The sequence below is a fragment of the Pseudomonas asplenii genome, from assembly GCF_900105475.1.
Lineage (GTDB): Bacteria > Pseudomonadota > Gammaproteobacteria > Pseudomonadales > Pseudomonadaceae > Aquipseudomonas > Aquipseudomonas asplenii.
On the sequence record NZ_LT629777.1, the window covers coordinates 2,246,874 to 2,266,312 of the forward strand.

Here is a 19,439-nt window from a genome sequence, read left to right on the forward strand (position 1 = left end):
TCAGTTGGCCGCGGATTATAACGATGGTTTCTCTCCTGTGCTATCCGAAAACTCCGAAAGCGTCATATGAAGGAAGGTCGCGGCAAATTCGTCGGCCGCCAGCGGCAGGCTGACGATGTAGCCCTGGATCTGTTCGCAGCCTTCGGCCGCCAGGAATTCCTGCTGCGCCAGGCTCTCCACACCCTCGGCGATCACGGTGAATTGCATGCTGCGGCCCAGGGCGATGATGGCGCGGACGATGGCGACGTCGTGAGGATCGTCCGGCAGGCCGCGGACAAAGGACTGGTCGATCTTGAGTACATCCAGCGGCAGGCGCTTGAGGTAGCTCAGCGATGAGTAGCCGGTGCCGAAGTCGTCGATGGCCAGTTGCACGCCCAGGCGCTTGAGTTGGTGCAGCACCTCCAGGGCTTCTTCGGTCTGGCTCATGATGAAGTTTTCGGTGATTTCCAGTTGCAGGCGCTCGGGGCGCAGGTGGTTGTCCCTCAGCAATTGTTCGATGCGCGCCAGCAGGTTCGGTTGGCGCAATTGCGCGCCGGCGAGGTTGACCGAGAGTGCGCCGAAGTCGCCGTAACGGGCGGTCCAGCGCTGCATCTGGCGACAGGCTCGTTCCAGTACCCAGTCGCCGAGCTGAAGGATCATGCCGTTGTCTTCCGCCAGCGGTATGAAGTGTTCGGGCGGTACGTCGCCAAAGGTTGGATTGCGCCAGCGGATCAGTGCCTCGGCGCCCAGCAGGCTGCCGGTTTCGAGACTGATCTTGGGTTGGTAATAGAGTTGCAGTTCCTGGCGCTCGATGGCGCGGCGCAGTTCGTGTTCCAGCGCCACTCGCTCGCTGGCCTGGGCGGTGAGGTCGCGGGTGTAGCTTTCGACCCGGTTGCGGCCCTTGGCCTTGGAACGGTACATCGCAGCGTCGGCGTTCTTGACCAGGGTAGCGACGTCGTTGCCGTCCCTGGGGTAAAGGCTGCTGCCGATACTGGCGCTGATGAAGAACTCGTGTTCGCCGGCCTGGAAGGGCGCGCTGAAGCAGTCCAGCAGCTTGTTGGCCAGGTGCTCGGCGTCGCTGGGTTGGTGCAGCCCGGGCAGCAGGATGATGAACTCGTCGCCGCCCAGACGGGCCACGGTATCGATATCCCGCAACTGTTCCTTGAGACGCTGGGCAATGCCCTTGAGCAGCAGGTCGCCGACCGGGTGACCGAGGCTGTCGTTGATATGTTTGAAGCGATCCAGGTCGAGAAACAGCACCGCGCCCTGGCCGCCATTCTCCGGTTGGCTATCCAGCGCGGCCTGTAGCCGACTTTCGAACAGCGTGCGGTTGGGCAGGCCGGTCAGCGGGTCGTGGTGGGCCTGGTAGTCGAGCCGGGCCTGGGCATGCTTGAGGCTGGAGATGTCGGCAAACACGGCGACGAAGTGGGTGATGACCTTGTCGCGGTTGCGTACGGCGCTGATGGTCAGCCAACTGGGGTAGAGTTCGCCGTTCTTGCGCCGGTTGCAGATCTCGCCCTGCCAGTGGCCTTCGGCGCTCAACTGGTACCACATGGCAATGTAGAAGGCGCTATCGTGCTGGCCCGAGGCGAGCAGGCGCGGCGTATTGCCCAGCGCCTCGGTTTCGCTGTAGCCGGTGATTTCAGTAAAGGCCCGATTGACCGCGCTGATGCGCTGCTGGGTGTCGGTGATCAGCACGCCTTCGGCGGTACTTTCGAAGACCGTGGCGGCCTGTTGCAGTTTTTCCTGCATCAGGTGGCGTTCGGTAATGTCCCGGGCGATGGTCAGCATGCAGTCTTCGCCGCCGATGGGCAGTGGCCGGCTGGAAACTTCACAGAGACGGACCTGCCCATCGCTGCGGCGAATATGGCACATTAAATCGCGGACGAAACCGTCGCGCTGCAGCACGTTGAGCATGTGCTTGCGTTCGTCGAGATTGACCCACAGGCCGAGGTCCAGCGTGGAGTGATCCAGCGAGCTGGCGCTGTTGTAGCCGGTAATGCGGCTGAAGCCCTCGTTGATCTCCAGCAGCAGGCCGTCGCGTTGACGGCTCAGTAGCATGCCGTCCGGGGAGGCATGGAAGGCCTTGGCGAATTTCTCTTCCGAGGTTTCCAGTTGCTGCTGGGTTTCCTTGAGTTGGCTGATATCACGGACCACGACCACCAGCGCGGGGGTGGTGTCGAGTTCGAAAGCCTCGGCAGAAATCAGGCCGGTGAACAGTTGTCCGTTGCTGCGGCGTAGCGGCATTTCCAGATTGCGGATATTGCCATTCTGCAGGCGTTGCAGGAGTCCTGGGCCAACCCCTTCGAGGCCCCAGATATTGAGTTCGGTGGCCGTGCGTCCGACGACCTGGGCGGCACTCAGGCCGATCTGTTTCTCGAAGGCTTCGTTGACTTCCAGCAGGCTGCCATCGCAAAGGCGGGCGATCACCAGAATGTCCGGGCATTGCTGGAATACCGAGGCAAATTTCTGTTCCGACAGGCGCAACGCTTCTTCGGTGCGCTTGGTTTCACTGATGTCGATCATCAGGCCGCGTATGAGCCGTTCCTCACCCTGTTCGATCAGGCTGACGATATCGCGGACCCAGAGGACTTGGCCGTCTGCGGTGATGACCCGGTAATCGAGGCTGTGGTCTCGGCCGGCCAGGACTTCATGGTCGAAGAAGGCGTGGGCGCGGGTCAGGTCGGCGGGGTGGGTGATGCTGCTCCAGAAGCCCGGTGTCAACCAGTGGGACAATGGGTAACCGAGCAGGGCTTCGGCGTGGGGCGAAACATAAATGTAGCTGTAATCGCTCATCCGCGCTTCCCAGGCGATCGCCGACAGGCTCTCCACCAGGCCGCGGTAGTGGTACTCGCTGCTGCGCAGTTCCCGTTCGAGGGCCACTCTTCGGGATATTTCCGAACTCAGGCGCCGGTTGATGCGGATCACTACCGCCAGCACGCTGACCAGCAACAGTAAGCCCGGCAGGCCGTAGCTGAGGATATCGGCCCAATACGAGGGGGCGGTCAGCACGTTACCGACCCAGTGCTTCTGGATGGCGTCGACTTCGGCGGGGCTCATGTCGGCCATGACCTTGTCGAGAATGCCCACCAGAATCTTCTGTTCCGGCGGTACGCCCATTGCCAGTTGGTAGCGATAGGGCGTTTCGCCGCTGACATACAAGCCATCGAGCTTGAGTTCGCGCTGGCTCCAGACCATGGACGCAAGATCGCCGACCACCGCATCGACTTCGTCGGTGGCCAGGGCCTGAAGGGTCGAACTGACGTTGGGCAGGACAACCAGGTTCAGGTCCGGATGATGCGTGCGCAACAGCTCGTGGGAGGCGTAGTTTTCGACCACGGCGACTTTCCGGCCATATAGCTCCTTCATGTTGCGCGGCTTGGCACCGCCTTCATGAGCCAGGATGACGATTGGAAAGTCCAGGTAAGGCCGGGTGAAGGCCAGATAGGCCAGACGCTCGGGCGTGGACATCACGCTGGGCAACAGGTCGAGCTGGTTGTCGCGCGCCTGTCGCAGCACGTCGCCCCAACTCATCGGCTCGGCGGGGGTGAGCTGGATGCCCAGGCGTTTTTCCACCAGCGCCATGTAGTCGGCGGACAACCCCTGATGGCGCCCGTCTTCGTCGCGAAACTCGAATGGCGGCCAGGAAGAGTCGATGCCCAGGCGCAGGTTCGGATGGGCCGCGAGCCAGCTACGTTCTTCATCGGTGAGACTTAACGCGCCAGCCGTTGCGGTCCAGTTAAGCAGCGTCAGCATGAGCAGGGCTGGCAGTCTGGGCATAACGGTCTCGTTATGGCACGGGGATTGATTCGAGTGTAGACGGGCTGTGGGGGAGGGGAGGCTTTTGTGCTGCGCTAAAAAGCAAAACCCCCGGCAGGCCGGGGGTTTTGTTTATCACTCGTCGAGGAAGGAGCGCAGATGCTCGCTTCGCGTCGGGTGACGCAGCTTGCGCAACGCCTTGGCTTCGATCTGACGAATCCGCTCGCGGGTCACGTCGAACTGCTTGCCGACTTCTTCGAGGGTGTGGTCGGTATTCATGTCGATACCGAAACGCATCCGCAGTACCTTGGCTTCACGGGCAGTGAGGCCGGACAGCACTTCGCGGGTAGCTTCCTTGAGGCTCTCTACGGTGGCGACATCGATAGGCGACTGCATGGTCGAGTCTTCGATGAAGTCACCCAGATGAGAGTCTTCGTCATCACCGATCGGCGTTTCCATGGAGATCGGCTCTTTGGCGATCTTCAATACCTTGCGGATCTTGTCCTCAGGCATTTCCATGCGTTCGCCCAGCTCTTCCGGCGTCGGTTCACGACCCATTTCCTGCAGCATCTGCCGGGAAATGCGGTTGAGCTTGTTGATGGTCTCGATCATGTGCACCGGAATACGGATGGTGCGGGCCTGGTCGGCGATCGAGCGAGTGATCGCCTGACGGATCCACCAGGTGGCATAGGTCGAGAACTTGTAGCCGCGACGGTATTCGAACTTGTCCACCGCTTTCATCAGACCGATGTTGCCTTCCTGGATCAGGTCGAGGAATTGCAGGCCACGGTTGGTGTACTTCTTGGCGATGGAGATCACCAGACGCAAGTTGGCTTCAACCATCTCTTTCTTCGCGCGGCGGGCCTTGGCCTCACCGATCGACATGCGACGGTTGATGTCCTTGATCTCGGCAATCGTCAGGCCGGTTTCGGCCTCGAGTGCGGTCAGCTTCTGCTGGCAACGGATGATGTCCGGCTGCAGACGGCCGATGGCTTCGGCGTATTTGCTCTTGCCTTTGGCCAGGGCGTCGGTCCAGCTTTCGTCGATTTCGTTGCCTGGGAACTGGCGCAGGAAATCGGCACGCGGCATGCGGGCATCACGCACGCACAGTTGCATGATGGCGCGTTCTTGCTGACGCAGACGCTCCAGAGCACTGCGAACACGCTCGACCAGGACTTCGAACTGCTTGGGAACCAGCTTGATCGGCATGAACAGCTCGGCCAGGAGCAGCAGCTCGGCGATGGTCGCCTTGTTGCCGCGACCGTGCTTTTTCAGCGCCTTGCGAGCGATTTCCAGCTGATCGGCGACGGCACCGAAACGCTGTGCGGCAACGATAGGGTCCGGGCCGCTTTCGACCTCGTCCTCGTCGTCGCTGTCGGACTCTTCGTCCTCGTCATCGGTGGCGTTTTCCTTGCCGGTCTTGGCATCGACCGGTGGCGGTACTTCGGCGGCAGGCAGCGCGATGCCGTCGTCCGGATCGATGTAACCGCTGAGAACGTCGGACAGACGGCCACCTTCGCTGGTGACGCGATTGTATTCGTCGAGGATGTAGTCAACCGTGCCAGGGAAGTGCGCGATTGCGCCCATCACTTCACGGATGCCCTCTTCGATACGCTTGGCGATTTCAATTTCGCCTTCACGTGTGAGCAGCTCTACCGTGCCCATTTCGCGCATGTACATGCGCACCGGGTCGGTAGTGCGACCGATGTCGGTTTCCACAGCCGCGAGCGCTGCAGCTGCTTCTTCGGCAGCGGCTTCGTCGGTATCGGCTTCGGCCAACAAAAGGGCATCCGCATCCGGAGCACTCTCGAATACGTTGATCCCCATGTCGTTGATCATGCGGATGATGTCTTCCACCTGTTCCGGATCTGAAATATCCTCCGGCAGGTGGTCGTTGACCTCCGCGTAAGTCAGGTAACCCTGCTCACGACCACGGCTGATCAACTCTTTGAGGCGAGACTGCTGTTGCGCTTTTCCGGACATAACACCCTATCCACTGAAGGTCTTGGCGGGCAAAAAACAAGCCGAGGATTATACCTGAGCTATGACCTCACGCGCCAGTTGAGGTCGGGTTTGATGCAGGAATATCGCGTTTGAGCAATTCGAGCAGCAGGGATTTTTCCTCGCTGCTCAAGTCGCTCTGTCGCGATTTCCTGATAAGTGTTTCCAGCTTTCGCTCGCGCTGGCGGGCTGACAAGCTAGTTATGGTGTCGAAAAACTGTTGTTCAAGGTTTTCTCCGTCAATCAGCCATTCCTTTTCCGCCAGGCGGGTCAGCAATCGGCCCTGTTCGGTGCCGTGCCAACGAGAAAGCATCTGAATTGAGCTTAGCTTAGGATTCTTCTGTGCGGCCTCAAGCAAGGCCACCAGTAACTGGGTCGTGCTGTTGTCTTCATCGGCGAAGTGACCCGCCGTCTCGACCTTGCCGGCCAGTTGCGGGTGGTGGATCAAGGTCCGCACCGCAGCTTGTATAGGAGGTTCGACGGGCGCCGGCACTCTCGGGGCACGTGGCTGGTCGCGATCGCCACCTCGTTTGCCATTCTTGTCCCAGGGTTTCTTGTCCCATTTCTTGCCGCCGGCCCCGGGTTTCTTCGGTGTCCATTCCTGCTGGGGCGCGTAGCTTTCCTGCGGCTGATGGTAATCGGAGTAGTCCGAATGGCCCGCGTAGTCCGGGGTGAAACCGTAGTCGATAGCCGGTTCGTAACTCGGTGGCATCTGCGTCGGAGCGCTTTGAGCCAGCTGGTTGACGGTTTCGTTGCTCAGGCCGGTGATTTCGGTCAGTCGCTGGCGCATCAGGGTGCGCAGGTTGGCCCCCGGCACCTTGTCGATCAGCGGCGCGGCGAGCGTGGCCATGTGGGCCTTGCCTTCCAGTGAGCGCGGGTCGGCCTCTTGCGTCAATTGCTGGAAGAAATAATCGGCCAGCGGTTGAGCATGCTGGTTGATTCGGGCGCGGAAGGCGTCGGTGCCTTCCGCGCGGATCAGGGTATCGGGGTCTTCGCCTTCCGGCAGGAACAGAAAGCGCGCCCGGCGGCCGTCCTGCAGGCTGCTCAGGGTCGCCTCCAGGGCGCGCCAGGCGGCGTTGCGACCGGCCTGGTCGCCGTCGAAGCAGAACAGCACGTTGGGCACCACCCGGAACAGGCGTTTCATGTGCTCTTCGCTGGTCGCGGTGCCCAGGGTCGCGACGGCGTTGCGCAGGCCTTGCTGGGCCAGCGCGATGACGTCCATGTAGCCCTCGACGACGATGATTTCGTCGAGGTTGCGGTTGTTCTTGCGTGCTTCGAACAGGCCGTAGAGTTCCTGGCCCTTGTGGAATACCGGGGTTTCCGGCGAGTTCAGGTACTTGGGCTTGTCGTCGCCGAGTACTCGGCCGCCGAAGGCGATGATACGACCGCGAGTGTCGCGGATGGGGAACATCACGCGATCGCGGAAGCGGTCGTAGCGTTTGCCGGTTTCGGCGTTCTCGATCAACAGGCCGGCGTCGATCATCGCTTTCTGTTGCAGGGTATCGCTGGACAGGTGCTTGAACAGGTTGTCCCAACCCGGTGGGGCGAAGCCCAGACCGAAGTCGCGGGCGATTTCGCCCGTCAGGCCGCGGCCCTTGAGGTAGTCCACGGCGGCCTTGCGGGCCGGGTGGCTCTTGAGCGCCTGGCGGTAGAAGTCGGCGGCGGCGGTCAGCAGCGGATAGAGCGGCGAGTCGGTCGGCTGGCGGGGCTTGCGCCCACGGCCGTTGTCTCTTTCCTCGCGGGGGATTTCCATGCCGGCGGCTTTCGCCAGTTCCTCGATGGCCTGGGGAAAGTCCAGGTTGTCGTGGTCCATGATGAAGCCGAGGGCGTTACCCCCTGCGCCGCAGCCAAAGCAGTAGTAGAACTGCTTGTCCGGGCTGACGCTGAAGGAGGGGGTCTTTTCCTTGTGGAACGGGCAACAGGCGGTGTAGTTCTTGCCGGCCTTTTTCATCTGCACGCGCGAGCTGACCACGTCGACGATGTCGGTACGGTTCAGCAGGTCGTCAATGAAGCTCTGGGGTATCAGCCCGGCCATGGCGTTCTCGTCGTCACTGCGCTGCAAGGAAATCCCGAATGGGCCTGTCGACGTGGGCATGCAGGTCAGTTCACTGCGCGACCGTTCGTCGTCTGCTCAATCATCGTCGGGAAGTGTATCTGTCAAAACTGACTGACCTTGAATCGTACGGCCTTTCAGGTTTCGATTTGTACAATGTGCTGTCGGGTCCGTTGGAGGTCAAGGCGACCACGGAATTGCCCGCAAGCTGGAAAGGGTGTGCTCGTCGGTAGCCTTGGTAGGCTCGTCAGTAAAGACGTGCACCGCTGGCTATAAGCCAGTTCTGACGTGGTGAAGCGGGTTTGTCGAGGCCACATCAGCGGCTTTGACGGTGAAGCATCAAGCGTTATCCGCAAATGCCATTAGCCCGGCTGAGGGCCGGGCTTGGCAGAAGCTTGCAACGAACGTCTGTGTATTAGTACAGACGAACGGCGCGGCGCTGTTCGCGCTGAACTTTCTTGGCGTGACGCTTAACAGCAGCAGCTGCTTTGCGCTTACGCTCGGAAGTTGGCTTCTCGTAAAATTCGCGGCTACGAACCTCAGCCAGAACACCGGCTTTTTCGCAGGAGCGCTTGAAACGACGCAGAGCTACGTCGAAGGGTTCGTTCTCTTTAACTTTGACGGCTGGCATCCAGAGCTACCTTCATTCATTACCGGGGTCGATGTCCTCAGGCAAAAGCGCACTGGAGATCATCGGTTTTTAAGGGTTGCGGATGTTAACCCCTCGGGACGCGGAATGCAAAGCCTCTGATCGAAAACCGCTGGTCGGGGCCTGGGAGGGGCGACTATCATGCGCGCCTTCGAATTCAGCCTCAGGGCGCAAACCCATGCTAGTACTGGGATTAGAAACCTCCTGCGACGAGACCGGCGTCGCATTGTACGACAGTGAACGCGGGCTGCTGGCTGATGCGTTGTTCAGTCAGATCGACCTGCACCGGGCCTATGGCGGCGTGGTGCCGGAGCTGGCTTCGCGCGATCACGTCAAGCGCATGCTGCCATTGATCCGCCAGGTGCTGGCCGAGGCCGACTGCACCGCGACCGAGATCGATGCGATTGCCTACACCGCAGGCCCGGGCCTGGTCGGCGCCTTGCTGGTCGGCGCATCGTGCGCTCAGGCGCTGGCCTTTGCCTGGGATATTCCGGCGCTGGGCGTGCACCATATGGAAGGTCATCTGCTGGCACCGATGCTCGAAGAGCAGCCTCCGCAGTTTCCGTTCGTCGCCTTGCTGGTCTCGGGCGGGCACACGCAACTGGTGCAGGTCGAGGGTATCGGCAAGTACAGCGTGCTGGGCGAAAGCCTGGACGATGCCGCCGGCGAAGCGTTCGACAAGACCGCGAAGCTGATCGGCCTGAACTACCCGGGCGGCCCGGAAATTGCCCGGCTGGCCGAGCAGGGCGTCCCTGGGCGTTTTGTGTTCCCTCGGCCGATGTGTGATCGCCCCGGGTTGGAGTTCAGCTTCAGTGGTCTGAAAACCTTTGCGCTCAATACCTGGCAGCAGTGTGTCAGCGCTGGGGACGACGGCGAGCAAACCCGTTGCGACATCTCGCTGGCCTTCCAGCAGGCGGTGGTGGAGACTCTGACCTTCAAATGCAAGCGCGCGCTGAAGCAGACCGGTATGAAGCGTCTGGTGATTGCCGGCGGTGTCAGTGCGAACAAGGCCTTGCGCTCGTCGCTGGAGAAGATGCTCGGCGACCTGAAGGGCGAGGTGTTCTATGCGCGTCCCAGGTTCTGCACCGATAACGGCGCGATGATCGCTTTTGCCGGTTGCCAGCGCCTGCAGGCGGGACAACAGGAGAGCCTGGCGATCAGCGTGCAGGCGCGCTGGCCGATGGAGCAGTTGCCGCCGCTTTGAGCGGTTGCCCATCGACGGTTGGAACGGTTTTCACGTACAGCGTCAGAAATGCCGTTCGCGACCGGCAAAGAGGTCGCGTAGATTGCCGCGGTGGCGCCATACGATCAGCCCGGTCAGTACGCTCATCGGCAGCAGTGCCGCCGGTTCCTGCCAGGCCAGCAGCGGCAGGGTCAAGGGTGTGGCGATCAGTGCGGCCAGCGAGCTGGTGCGGGTGAGGTAGAAGGTCAGGATCCAGGTGGTGATGGCCAGCAGGGCTGCAGGTGGGTAAAGCCCCAGTAGCATGCCGGCGGCTGTCGCGACGCCCTTGCCGCCGCGAAAGCGGAAGTACAGGGGAAACAGATGGCCGAGGACGGCGCAGACGCCGATCCAGGCCTGTTGTTGCAGCGCCAGTCCGGCGAGTCCGGCGATCAGCACCGGCAGCAGGCCTTTGAACAGGTCGCCGAGCAGGGTCAGGATCGCCAGCTTCTTGCCGGCCAGGCGCAGCATGTTGGTGGCGCCGGCATTGCCCGAGCCACTCATTCGCGGATCGGGGGTTCCGGTCAGGCGGCTGAGCAAAATGGCGAAGGACAGAGAGCCGAGCAGGTAGGCGAGGATCGCCAGTAACCAAAACATGCTAACTATTCCGGGCGAGGACGCCCTGATTCTAACGGCGCATTGCGCCCTTGTCGTGCTGCGGAGAAGAGTGCTTGGACAGAGTGTTTATCGAGGGCCTGGAAGTCGACACGGTGATCGGGGCCTACGACTGGGAGCGCGGCATCAGGCAATGCCTGCGTCTTGACCTCAGCTTCGCCTGGGACAACCGTCCGGCTGCCGCAGGGGATGACCTGACCCTGGCGCTCGACTACGCCAGCGTTTCGACGCGTATCCAGACCTTTGCCGAGCAGTCGCAGTTCCAGTTGGTGGAAACCTTTGCCGAGCGTCTGGCCGAAGTGCTCATGAGTGAGTTCCAGATTCCCTGGCTGCACCTCAAGTTGACCAAGCCGGGGGCGGTTGCGGCCGCCAGGGGCGTGGGCGTGGAGATCGAGCGCGGATGTCGCTAACTCAGGTTTATCTAGGGCTCGGCAGTAATATCGAGCGCGAAACCCATTTGTGCGCCGGTCTGGATGCCCTGGCCGGTTTTCTCTCGGATATGCGCTGCTCGGCGGTGTTCGAGAGCCAGCCGGTGGGGATCAAGAGCGGGCCATTCTTCAATCTGGTGGTGTCGGCATCGACCGATCTGCCCCTGCTGGAACTGGATCGTCGGTTGAAGTGCATCGAGGCCGATAACGGCCGTTATGCCCCCGATCGCAAGGGGTTGCCGCTGGACATCGACGTTTTGTTGTATGGCGAACAGGTGGGCAATTTCGACGGATTGATCTTGCCTCGCGCGGAAATCCTGAAAAATGCGTTCGTCTTGTGGCCATTGTCGCTGATCGCCCCGGACAAACTGCATCCCGAAGTCGAGAAGAGCTTTGCGACCCTGTGGGACGAAGCGCAGATCGATCAGGTGCTGGCGCCGGTGGCATTCGAGTGGCGTGGACAGCCATTGACCCCTTCACAATGGCTGTCTGCGTGATGACGGCTACCTGAGTCAGACCGCCGCGCGTTGCTTGTAGGCCTTGAGAGCGGTCAGGCGTTCGCCTCTGAGCGCCTCACCCAGTTCCGGTCCCTTGAAGCCCTTTTCAATCAGCGGCTGGACCGCAACGGCCTTGGCGGCCTGCGCCGCGCCGCGCAGGTAGGCGGCTTGTGGATAATCACGCGCCTCCAGCCCCTGCCGTCCCCGGGCATCCATTTCACAGGCGGCGATAAACTCCTCGAAGCGTTGCGGACGGCGATAGACGTCGAAGCTCTGCAGCAACTCCAGCAGGGTCGAGGCTTTCAATTCCAGGGCGCGGTGGCCGTGGGTGTGATACTCGCCCACCAGCAAGGCCAATTCCTGACAGTCGCGGGGTACCTTGTAGCGCTCGTTGACGGCCTTGATCAGTGTCAGGCCCTTGGTCTCATGTGCGATGTGCCTTGGCCATTCTTCCTCGGGAGTGAGGCCCTTGCCCAGGTCATGCAGCAGGCAGGCCCAGCGCACAGTCAGCGGTTGTCGATGGCGGGCGGCCTGCTCCAGCACGCTCAGCGTATGCCGGCCCGTGTCGATCTCCGGGTGATGGACCGCAGGCTGCGGGACGCCGAACAGGGCATCGATTTCAGGAAACAGTACCGCCAATGCGCCACAGTCCCGCAGCACCTGGATAAACACCTGGGGTTGTTCTTCCATCAGGGCGCGGGAGATTTCCTTCCAACTGCGCTCCGGTGTCAGCGCTTCCAGTTCGCCTGAGTCCGCTAACTGATGCATCAGTGCGAGGGTCTGCGGTGCCACGCTGAAGCCCAGGCCGGCATACCGGGCGGCGAAGCGGGCAACCCGCAGGACACGCAGGGGATCTTCGGCGAATGCCGGGGAAACATGGCGTAATATGCGGGCTTCAAGGTCCTGCTGGCCGTGGTAGGGGTCGGTCAGTCGGCCATGATCGTCCTCGGCCATGGCGTTGATCGTCAGGTCGCGGCGGATCAGGTCTTCTTCCAGAGTGACTTCGGGGCTGGCGTGGAAGGTAAAGCCGCCGTAGCCGCGCCCGCTCTTGCGCTCGGTGCGGGCCAGGGCGTATTCCTCGCCACTTTTGGGGTGGAGAAACACCGGGAAGTCGGCCCCGACCGGGCGAAAGCCCTTGGCGAGCATGTCATCGCTGGTTGCGCCGACCACCACCCAGTCGATATCGGTGACAGGTTGGCCCAACAGACGATCGCGAACCGCGCCGCCGACTTTATAGATCTGCATGAAAAACCTCCGTTGACGCGACAGGATAACCCTTGTGTCGCGCCAGCGGAGGACTCTCGTTGCTCAGAGGTGAATGACGGCCAGGTCGAGGCGACCGTATTCGTTTTCGCTGTGTTCGCTCCTGGGCGGGACATGGTGGGTCTTCATGATCTGGTCGCCCTGCAGGGTTTCCAGGTGGATGTCGAAGCCCCAGAGTCGGTGCAGGTGCTTGAGCACTTCGTCGGTCGACTCGCCGAGTGGCTTGCGGTCGTGCTGTTGATGACGCAGGGTCAGCGAGCGATCGCCGCGACGGTCGATGCTCCAGATCTGCACGTTGGGTTCGCGGTTGCCCAGGTTGTATTGCGCCGCGAGGGTTTCGCGGATGGTGCGGTAGCCGCTTTCATCATGAATGGCAGGCACCAGCAGGTCATCGCGCTGATCGTCGTCGAGAATGCTGAACAGCTTCAGATCGCGCATCACCTTGGGCGACAGGTACTGCAGGATGAAACTCTCGTCCTTGAAGCTGCTCATGGCGAACTTGATACTCGACAGCCAATCGCTCCCCGCCAGTTCGGGGAACCAGCGACGATCCTCTTCGGTTGGTTCTTCACACATCCGGCGGATATCCCGATACATCGCGAAACCCAGGGCGTAAGGGTTGATACCGCTGTAGTAGGGGCTATCGAAGCCGGGTTGGAAGACCACACTGGTGTGGGAGGTGAGGAACTCCATCATGAAACCGTCGGTGACCAGACCCTCGTCGTAGAGGTCATTCATCAGGGTGTAGTGCCAGAACGTCGCCCAGCCTTCGTTCATGACCTGGGTCTGGCGTTGCGGGTAGAAGTATTGGGCGATCTTGCGCACGATCCGCACGATTTCCCGCTGCCAGGGCTCCAGCAGCGGTGCGTGTTTCTCGATGAAATAGAGGATGTTTTCCTGCGGTTCGGACGGAAAACGGGCGTTGTCCTTCTCGCTGTATTTGTCCGCGCCCTTGGGAATGGTCCGCCACAGGTCGTTGATCTGCTTTTGCAGGTGTTCTTCGCGGTCTTTCTGCCGCCGCCGTTCCTCTTCCGCAGAAATCGGGTAGGGCCGTTTGTAACGGTCGACGCCGTAGTTCATCAGGGCGTGGCAGGAGTCGAGCAGGTCCTCGACGGCATCGATGCCGTGGCGCTCCTCGCATTGGGTGATGTACTGCTTGGCGAAGACCAGGTAATCGATGATCGAGCTGGCGTCGGTCCAGGTCCGGAACAGGTAGTTGCCCTTGAAGAAGCTGTTGTGACCATAACAGGCATGAGCCACCACCAGCGCCTGCATGCAGATGGTGTTTTCCTCCATCAGATAGGCGATGCACGGATCGGAGTTGATCACGATTTCGTAGGCCAGGCCCATTTGACCACGGCTATAGGACTTTTCGGTGCTGAGGAAGTGCTTGCCGTAGGACCAGTGATGGTAGCCCAGCGGCATGCCCACCGAGGCGTAGGCGTCCATCATCTGCTCGGCGGTGATTACCTCGATCTGGTTGGGGTAGGTGTCCAGCGCATAGCGCTCGGCAATACGACCGATTTCGCGGTCGTAAGCCTGGATCAGCTCGAAAGTCCATTCCGAGCCGGTGGACAGGGGTTGGCGCTTGGGTTGTTTCTGCTCTCTGGCGGTCATGTCACTAACCTGCGCTGGAAGAGTTCACGGAAGACCGGATAGATATCGCCGGCCGACACCAGCTGCTGCTGGGCAAACGTATCGCTGAACGCTTCGCTGATGCGTTCGTATTCGTACCACAGGGCCTGATGTTCGCGCGGGGTAATCTCCACATACGTGTAGTACTGCACGAACGGCATGATCTGGTTGATCAGGATGTCACGGCAGATCGGCGAGTCGTCGTTCCAGTTGTCGCCGTCCGAAGCCTGGGCGGCGTAGATGTTCCATTCGTTGGTTGGGTAGCGTTCGGCCATGATCTCCTGCATCAGCTTCAGGGCGCTGGAGACGATGGTGCCGCCGGTTTCCCGTGAGTAGAAAAACTCCTCCTCGTCGACTTCCCGGGCGCTGGTGTGATGGCGGATGAACACCACTTCGATCTTGTCGTAGTTACGCTTGAGAAACAGGTACAGCAGGATGAAGAAGCGCTTGGCGATATCCTTGGTTGCCTGGGTCATGGAACCGGACACGTCCATCAGGCAGAACATCACGGCCTTGGAGCTGGGATTGGGTTGCTTGACCAGCAGGTTGTACTTGAGGTCGAAGGTGTCGAGAAACGGCACGCGATGGATGCGTGCGCTGAGTTTCTCGATTTCCATCTCGATTTCCTGGATATCGCCGAAGTTATCAGGCTCTTCACGCTTCAACCGCTCAAGTTCGGCCTTGGCCTCCTTGAGTTTGGCACGGCTGCTGCCGGACAGGGCGATTCGCCGCGCATGGGCCGAGCGCAGGGTGCGGATGATGTTGATGCGCGAAGGGTTGCCCTCGTTGCTGATCCCGGCGCGGACGGTCTTGTAGGTATCGGTGCCGGTGAGGTTGCGCTTGACCAGGTTGGGCAGTTCCAGGTCCTCGAACATGAATTCGAGGAATTCTTCCTGGGTGATCTGGAAGACGAACTCATCCATGCCTTCGCCGGAGTTGCCAGCCTTGCCGGGGCCGCGACCACCGCCTCCGCCGGGCGGGCGAGGGATGTGTTCACCGCTGGTGAACTCCTTGTTGCCGGGATGGACCACGGTCTGCTTGCCGCCGCGCCCATGGTGCAGCACCGGTTCGTCGATGTCGCGACCGGGAATGCTGATCTGCTCGCCGTGTTCCATATCGGTGATGGAACGGCGGCTCACGGCCTCCTCGACCGCTTTCTTGATGTGGTCACGATAACGCCGCAGGAAGCGCTGGCGGTTCACCGTGCTCTTGTTCTTGCCATTGAGGCGTCGGTCGATCACATAGCTCATGGGGAGCCCTCCGGGCAGCTTCAAGTTACAAGCTTCCAGCGCCGGGCTGGAAACTCGGGGACAAGCGGTCGGCTGCACGGACCGTAAACACGTCGTATGACGTGTCGACGACCAGCAGCCTGACGCTTGCAGCTGCCGTTACTGCGACTTGCGAACCCGCAGGTACCACTCGGAGAGCAGACGTACCTGTTTGTCGGTGTAGCCGCGTTCGACCATCCGGGTGACAAAGTCGTTGTGCTTCTGTTGATCCTCCTTGCTGGCCTTGGCGTTGAAGCTGATGACCGGCAGCAGATCCTCGGTGTTGGAGAACATTTTCTTCTCGATCACCACCCGCAGCTTCTCGTAGCTGAGCCAGGTCGGATTCTTGCCGTTGTTGTTGGCACGGGCGCGTAATACGAAGTTGACGATTTCGTTGCGGAAATCCTTCGGATTGCTGATGCCGGCCGGTTTCTCGATCTTTTCCAGTTCCTCGTTGAGGGCAACGCGGTTGAGGATCTCGCCGGTTTCCGGATCGCGGTATTCCTGGTCCTGGATCCAGAAGTCGGCGTACAGCACGTAGCGGTCGAAGATGTTCTGGCCGTACTCGCTGTAGGATTCCAGGTAGGCGGTCTGGATTTCCTTGCCGATGAACTCGATATAGCGCGGTGCCAGGTATTCCTTCAGGTAGCGCAGATAGCGCTCGCGGGTTTCAGCCTGGAACTGCTCCTGCTCGATCTGCTGCTCCAGCACATACAGCAGGTGCACCGGGTTGGCGGCGATCTCGTGGGGGTCGAAGTTGAAGACTTTCGACAGGATCTTGAACGCGAAGCGGGTCGACAGGCCGTTCATGCCTTCATCGACGCCGGCAGAGTCGCGGTATTCCTGGATCGACTTGGCCTTGGGATCGGTGTCCTTGAGATTTTCCCCGTCATATACCCGCATTTTCGAGTAGATGTTGGAGTTTTCCGGCTCCTTGAGGCGCGACAGGACGGTGAACTGTGCGAGCATCTTCAGGGTGTCAGGCGCACAGTGGGCCTTGGACAGCGAACTGTTGTGCAACAGCTTGTCGTAGATCTTCACTTCGTCGCTGACCCGCAGGCAGTACGGGACCTTGACGATATAGATACGGTCGATGAACGCTTCGTTGTTCTTGTTGTTGCGGAAGGTGTGCCATTCCGATTCGTTGGAGTGGGCCAGCAGCACGCCGGTGAACGGGATCGCGCCCAGCCCCTCGGTGCTGTTGTAGTTGCCTTCCTGGGTGGCGGTCAGCAGTGGATGCAGCACCTTGATCGGCGCCTTGAACATCTCGACGAATTCCATCAGGCCCTGGTTGGCCCGACACAGTGCGCCCGAGTAGCTGTAGGCGTCGGCGTCGTTCTGCGGGAATTCCTCCAGCTTGCGGATATCGACCTTGCCCACCAGGGCAGAGATGTCCTGGTTGTTCTCGTCACCGGGTTCGGTTTTGGCCACGGCAATCTGGTTGAGGATCGAAGGGTACAGCTTGACCACACGGAACTGGCTGATGTCGCCGCCAAATTCGGCCAGGCGCTTGGTCGCCCAGGGGGACATGATGGTGTTCAGGTAACGCCGTGGAATCCCGAAGTCTTCCTCGAGGATCGCCCCGTCTTCCGTGGCGTTGAACAGTCCCAGTGGTGACTCGAAGACCGGCGAGCCCTTGATGGCATAGAAGGGCACCCTCTCGATCAGTTGCTTGAGTTTTTCCGCCAGGGACGATTTACCGCCGCCTACCGGACCGAGCAGATAAAGAATCTGCTTCTTCTCTTCCAGACCCTGAGCAGCATGGCGGAAATACGAGACGATCTGGTCGATGCATTCTTCCATTCCATGGAAGTCTTCAAAGGCCGGATAGCGACGGATCACCTTGTTGGAAAAAATACGCGACAACCGTGAGTTGGTGGACGTATCCAGCAGTTCGGGCTCACCGATTGCCAGTAGCATCCTTTCGGCTGCCGAGGCGTAGGCACTACGATCCTTTTTGCACAGCTCAAGATACTCCTGCAGCGTGAGTTCTTCCTGCCGTGTGGATTCGAAGCGTTGTTGGAAATGGCTGAATATGCTCATGACGTCACCTCGCTCGATACTTGGAGCCGGTGCCGGATCAGTCAGTCAAGTGCTGGCATGCAACGGTGAAACCGTTGATGTTTACCCCCCCAGAACACCCTCAAGGCGCGATGGCCTTGAAACCTACTACCGCTGACCCGTACGCCGGTGTACCGGCTCTCCCCTGATTTGGATGGCCTCGCGCTTAAGGATAGTTCGGAATCGGGGAGGTCAAGGCGGGATGCACAATTAGTTGTGCTTTACCGTTCGTCTGGAAATGCTCCAGCCCGCGATTCATGCGGGCTGGAGCAACGGAAAAAAATTATTCGGAAATATCCTGAGCGATTTCTGCCGGATAGGTCGTACGCCACAGTTCGAAGCCGCCATCCAGGCTGTAGACCTCGGAGAAGCCCTGGCTGACCAGGTAGGCCGCCGCGCCCTGGCTGGAGTTGCCGTGGTAGCAGCACACCACCAGCGGCTGATCCAGATCGGCGTTGGTGATGAAGTCGTGCAGCGAATGGTTATCCAGGTGTTTCGAGCCGGTGATGTGGTTCAGGGCAAATGCCTGTGGATCGCGGACATCGACGACCACGGCGCCTTGCTCGCGCAGGGCCTGGGCTTGTTCGGGGGGGATGCGTTTGAATTCGCTCATCATGGGTTCCGTCTGGGGCGGTTAGGTCGTAGGGTCAACGATAGAGCCAGGCGCGGAATCGCTCGGCCAGGGTTGGCGGTGGCGCAACCCCACCCAGGCTGTCGCATTTGCAGTTCAGGCGCTCGCCGGTATCGATGTTTATCAGGGTCATGGCACCGCCCCAGACACAACCGGTGTCGAGGGCAAAGATTCCCGGTTCGTTGCATTCGCCTTCGAGTGCCGCCCAATGGCCGAAGATGATTTTCAGCCCCTGGGTCTTGCGCTCCTTGAAGCTGAACCAGGGCGCATAACCGGCCGGCGCGGTGTCGGCGCCTTCCTTGCCCTTGAGGTCGAGCTTGCCCTCGGCCGTGCAGAAACGCATGCGGGTGAAGTAATTGGTGATCACCCGCAGGCGTGTGATGCCTTCCAGGTCGCCATCCCACTTGTTCGGTTCGTTGCCGTACATGCCGGCCAGGAACGACGCATAGTGCTGATCGTCGCGAAGGGCCGACTCGACTTCCGCCGCGAGCTTGAGCGCCTTCTTGAGCGACCACTGCGGGGGAATGCCGGCGTGGACCAGGGCCACGTTACGTTCGGCGTCATGATGCAGCAGCTTCTGCTGGCGCAACCAGCCGAGTAGTTCAGGCGCATCAGGGGCTTCAAGGATTTCACGCAGGGTATCGCTTTTCTTCAGACGCTCGACATTCTGTGCGGCGGCCAGCAGATGCAGATCGTGGTTACCGAGCACGCAGACCAGCGACTCGCGCATGCGATAAAGATAGCGCAAGGTTTCCAGGGACTGAGGGCCACGATTGACCAGGTCACCGACCAGCCAGAGGCGATCGCTGGCGGGGTCGAAAGCGACCCGCTCAAGCAGGCACTTGAGTGGCTCCAGGCAGCCTTGCAGGTCGCCGACGGCATACACCGCCATCAGTGCAGGGCTCCGGGGACGGCAAGGCGGAAGGGCGCGATGATGGCGTCGAAGTGCTGACCATCCTCGGCCAGCATCTGGTAGCTGCCTTGCATGTTGCCGACCTTGGTCGTCATGACCGTACCACTGCTGTAGGTATGGCTTTGCCCGACTTCGATCAGTGGTTGCTGACCGACCACGCCGGAGCCACGGACTTCTTCGACATGCCCATCGCCATCGGTGATCACCCAGTGTCGGGAAAGCAGCCGGGCAGGCAGTTGTCCGTTGTTGCGCACGGTAATGGTATAGGCAAAGGCGAAACGGTTCTGTTCGGGCTGTGATTGTTCAGCAAGGAACCGGGTGACGACGCTGACGTCGACCTGATAACGAGGATCGGACATGCAAGAGGCCTTGGAAGCAAAAGCGAAAGATGCGACTGATGGCACTTAGTCTAGGTCAACTGCCGGGTAGTCGGCCAGCTATGGTCGCTGGCGTTGTACCCGGGGGCGA

General features: G+C 60.6%; 15 protein-coding genes. 3 read left to right on the plus strand and 12 right to left on the minus strand.

What is annotated here, in order from left to right:
- Positions 1–15: 15 nt before the first annotated feature.
- From BLU37_RS10205 to rpsU, 4 genes are all read right to left on the minus strand, one after another.
- Positions 16–3,759, minus strand: a complete 3,744-nt coding sequence (locus tag BLU37_RS10205) for an EAL domain-containing protein (RefSeq protein ID WP_090204567.1) — start codon at positions 3,757–3,759, stop codon at positions 16–18.
- Positions 3,760–3,873: 114 nt separating this feature from the next.
- Complete coding sequence (gene rpoD / locus BLU37_RS10210; RefSeq protein ID WP_029530383.1) at positions 3,874–5,721, minus strand: RNA polymerase sigma factor RpoD; 1,848 nt, start codon at positions 5,719–5,721, stop codon at positions 3,874–3,876.
- Between the two features lie 67 nt (positions 5,722–5,788).
- Positions 5,789–7,774, minus strand: a complete 1,986-nt coding sequence (gene dnaG / locus BLU37_RS10215) for a DNA primase (protein ID WP_090210925.1) — start codon at positions 7,772–7,774, stop codon at positions 5,789–5,791.
- 433 nt (positions 7,775–8,207) lie between these two features.
- Positions 8,208–8,423 (minus strand): 30S ribosomal protein S21, encoded by a 216-nt coding sequence (rpsU, locus tag BLU37_RS10220; protein ID WP_002551877.1) that lies wholly within the window; start codon positions 8,421–8,423, stop codon positions 8,208–8,210.
- 196 nt (positions 8,424–8,619) lie between these two features.
- On the opposite strand from rpsU, the gene tsaD reads away from it, so the two are divergent.
- Positions 8,620–9,645: a tRNA (adenosine(37)-N6)-threonylcarbamoyltransferase complex transferase subunit TsaD gene (tsaD, locus tag BLU37_RS10225; RefSeq protein ID WP_090204571.1), complete on the plus strand. Its 1,026-nt coding sequence runs from the start codon at positions 8,620–8,622 to the stop codon at positions 9,643–9,645.
- A gap of 42 nt (positions 9,646–9,687) precedes the next feature.
- On the opposite strand, the gene plsY is transcribed toward tsaD, so the two are convergent.
- Complete coding sequence (gene plsY, locus BLU37_RS10230; RefSeq protein ID WP_010444195.1) at positions 9,688–10,257, minus strand: glycerol-3-phosphate 1-O-acyltransferase PlsY; 570 nt, start codon at positions 10,255–10,257, stop codon at positions 9,688–9,690.
- 74 nt (positions 10,258–10,331) lie between these two features.
- Between plsY and folB the strand changes: the two genes are divergently transcribed.
- Together folB and folK are read left to right on the plus strand one after the other, a co-directional pair.
- Complete coding sequence (gene folB / locus BLU37_RS10235) at positions 10,332–10,685, plus strand: dihydroneopterin aldolase (RefSeq protein ID WP_010444194.1); 354 nt, start codon at positions 10,332–10,334, stop codon at positions 10,683–10,685.
- Positions 10,676–11,200 (plus strand): 2-amino-4-hydroxy-6-hydroxymethyldihydropteridine diphosphokinase, encoded by a 525-nt coding sequence (gene folK / locus BLU37_RS10240; protein WP_010444193.1) that lies wholly within the window; start codon positions 10,676–10,678, stop codon positions 11,198–11,200. Before folB ends, folK begins: the two co-directional genes overlap by 10 nt.
- 15 nt (positions 11,201–11,215) lie before the next feature.
- On the opposite strand, the gene BLU37_RS10245 is transcribed toward folK, so the two are convergent.
- The 7 genes from BLU37_RS10245 to apaG all read right to left on the minus strand — a co-directional run bounded on the left by BLU37_RS10245 (position 11,216) and on the right by apaG (position 19,330).
- Positions 11,216–12,445, minus strand: a complete 1,230-nt coding sequence (locus tag BLU37_RS10245; protein WP_090204574.1) for a multifunctional CCA addition/repair protein — start codon at positions 12,443–12,445, stop codon at positions 11,216–11,218.
- A 63-nt stretch (positions 12,446–12,508) separates the two neighbouring features.
- Positions 12,509–14,080 carry a SpoVR family protein gene (locus BLU37_RS10250; protein WP_010444191.1) on the minus strand — a complete coding sequence of 524 codons (1,572 nt, stop codon included), beginning with the start codon at positions 14,078–14,080 and terminating at the stop codon, positions 12,509–12,511.
- Positions 14,077–15,348, minus strand: a complete 1,272-nt coding sequence (locus tag BLU37_RS10255; RefSeq protein ID WP_010444190.1) for a YeaH/YhbH family protein — start codon at positions 15,346–15,348, stop codon at positions 14,077–14,079. Before BLU37_RS10255 ends, BLU37_RS10250 begins: the two co-directional genes overlap by 4 nt.
- Before the next feature lie 138 nt (positions 15,349–15,486).
- Entirely contained in the window at positions 15,487–17,409 is a 1,923-nt protein-coding gene (locus tag BLU37_RS10260; protein WP_010444189.1) for a PrkA family serine protein kinase, read from the minus strand.
- A 301-nt stretch (positions 17,410–17,710) separates the two neighbouring features.
- Entirely contained in the window at positions 17,711–18,040 is a 330-nt protein-coding gene (gene glpE, locus BLU37_RS10265) for a thiosulfate sulfurtransferase GlpE (protein WP_010444188.1), read from the minus strand.
- Between the two features lie 34 nt (positions 18,041–18,074).
- Entirely contained in the window at positions 18,075–18,950 is an 876-nt protein-coding gene (locus BLU37_RS10270; RefSeq protein WP_090204577.1) for a symmetrical bis(5'-nucleosyl)-tetraphosphatase, read from the minus strand.
- The gene (gene apaG, locus BLU37_RS10275; protein ID WP_010444186.1) at positions 18,950–19,330 is read right to left on the minus strand and encodes a Co2+/Mg2+ efflux protein ApaG; all 381 of its coding nucleotides are present in this window, start codon (positions 19,328–19,330) and stop codon (positions 18,950–18,952) included. The genes BLU37_RS10270 and apaG overlap by 1 nt, the downstream gene beginning before the upstream one ends.
- Positions 19,331–19,439: the final 109 nt, after the last annotated feature.

What these genes read in the sequence shown, in the direction of transcription:
- BLU37_RS10245 (WP_090204574.1), bottom strand. Translation starts at nt 12,445, where the DNA reads ATGCAGATCTATAAAGTCGGCGGCGCGGTTCGCGATCGTCTGTTGGGC.
- BLU37_RS10260 (WP_010444189.1), bottom strand. Translation starts at nt 17,409, where the DNA reads ATGAGCATATTCAGCCATTTCCAACAACGCTTCGAATCCACACGGCAG.
- BLU37_RS10255 (WP_010444190.1), bottom strand. Translation starts at nt 15,348, where the DNA reads ATGAGCTATGTGATCGACCGACGCCTCAATGGCAAGAACAAGAGCACG.
- apaG (WP_010444186.1), bottom strand. Translation starts at nt 19,330, where the DNA reads ATGTCCGATCCTCGTTATCAGGTCGACGTCAGCGTCGTCACCCGGTTC.
- dnaG (WP_090210925.1), bottom strand. Translation starts at nt 7,774, where the DNA reads ATGGCCGGGCTGATACCCCAGAGCTTCATTGACGACCTGCTGAACCGT.
- tsaD (WP_090204571.1), top strand. Translation starts at nt 8,620, where the DNA reads ATGCTAGTACTGGGATTAGAAACCTCCTGCGACGAGACCGGCGTCGCA.
- rpoD (WP_029530383.1), bottom strand. Translation starts at nt 5,721, where the DNA reads ATGTCCGGAAAAGCGCAACAGCAGTCTCGCCTCAAAGAGTTGATCAGC.
- BLU37_RS10270 (WP_090204577.1), bottom strand. Translation starts at nt 18,950, where the DNA reads ATGGCGGTGTATGCCGTCGGCGACCTGCAAGGCTGCCTGGAGCCACTC.
- plsY (WP_010444195.1), bottom strand. Translation starts at nt 10,257, where the DNA reads ATGTTTTGGTTACTGGCGATCCTCGCCTACCTGCTCGGCTCTCTGTCC.
- BLU37_RS10205 (WP_090204567.1), bottom strand. Translation starts at nt 3,759, where the DNA reads ATGCCCAGACTGCCAGCCCTGCTCATGCTGACGCTGCTTAACTGGACC.
- BLU37_RS10250 (WP_010444191.1), bottom strand. Translation starts at nt 14,080, where the DNA reads ATGACCGCCAGAGAGCAGAAACAACCCAAGCGCCAACCCCTGTCCACC.
- folK (WP_010444193.1), top strand. Translation starts at nt 10,676, where the DNA reads ATGTCGCTAACTCAGGTTTATCTAGGGCTCGGCAGTAATATCGAGCGC.
- rpsU (WP_002551877.1), bottom strand. Translation starts at nt 8,423, where the DNA reads ATGCCAGCCGTCAAAGTTAAAGAGAACGAACCCTTCGACGTAGCTCTG.
- glpE (WP_010444188.1), bottom strand. Translation starts at nt 18,040, where the DNA reads ATGAGCGAATTCAAACGCATCCCCCCCGAACAAGCCCAGGCCCTGCGC.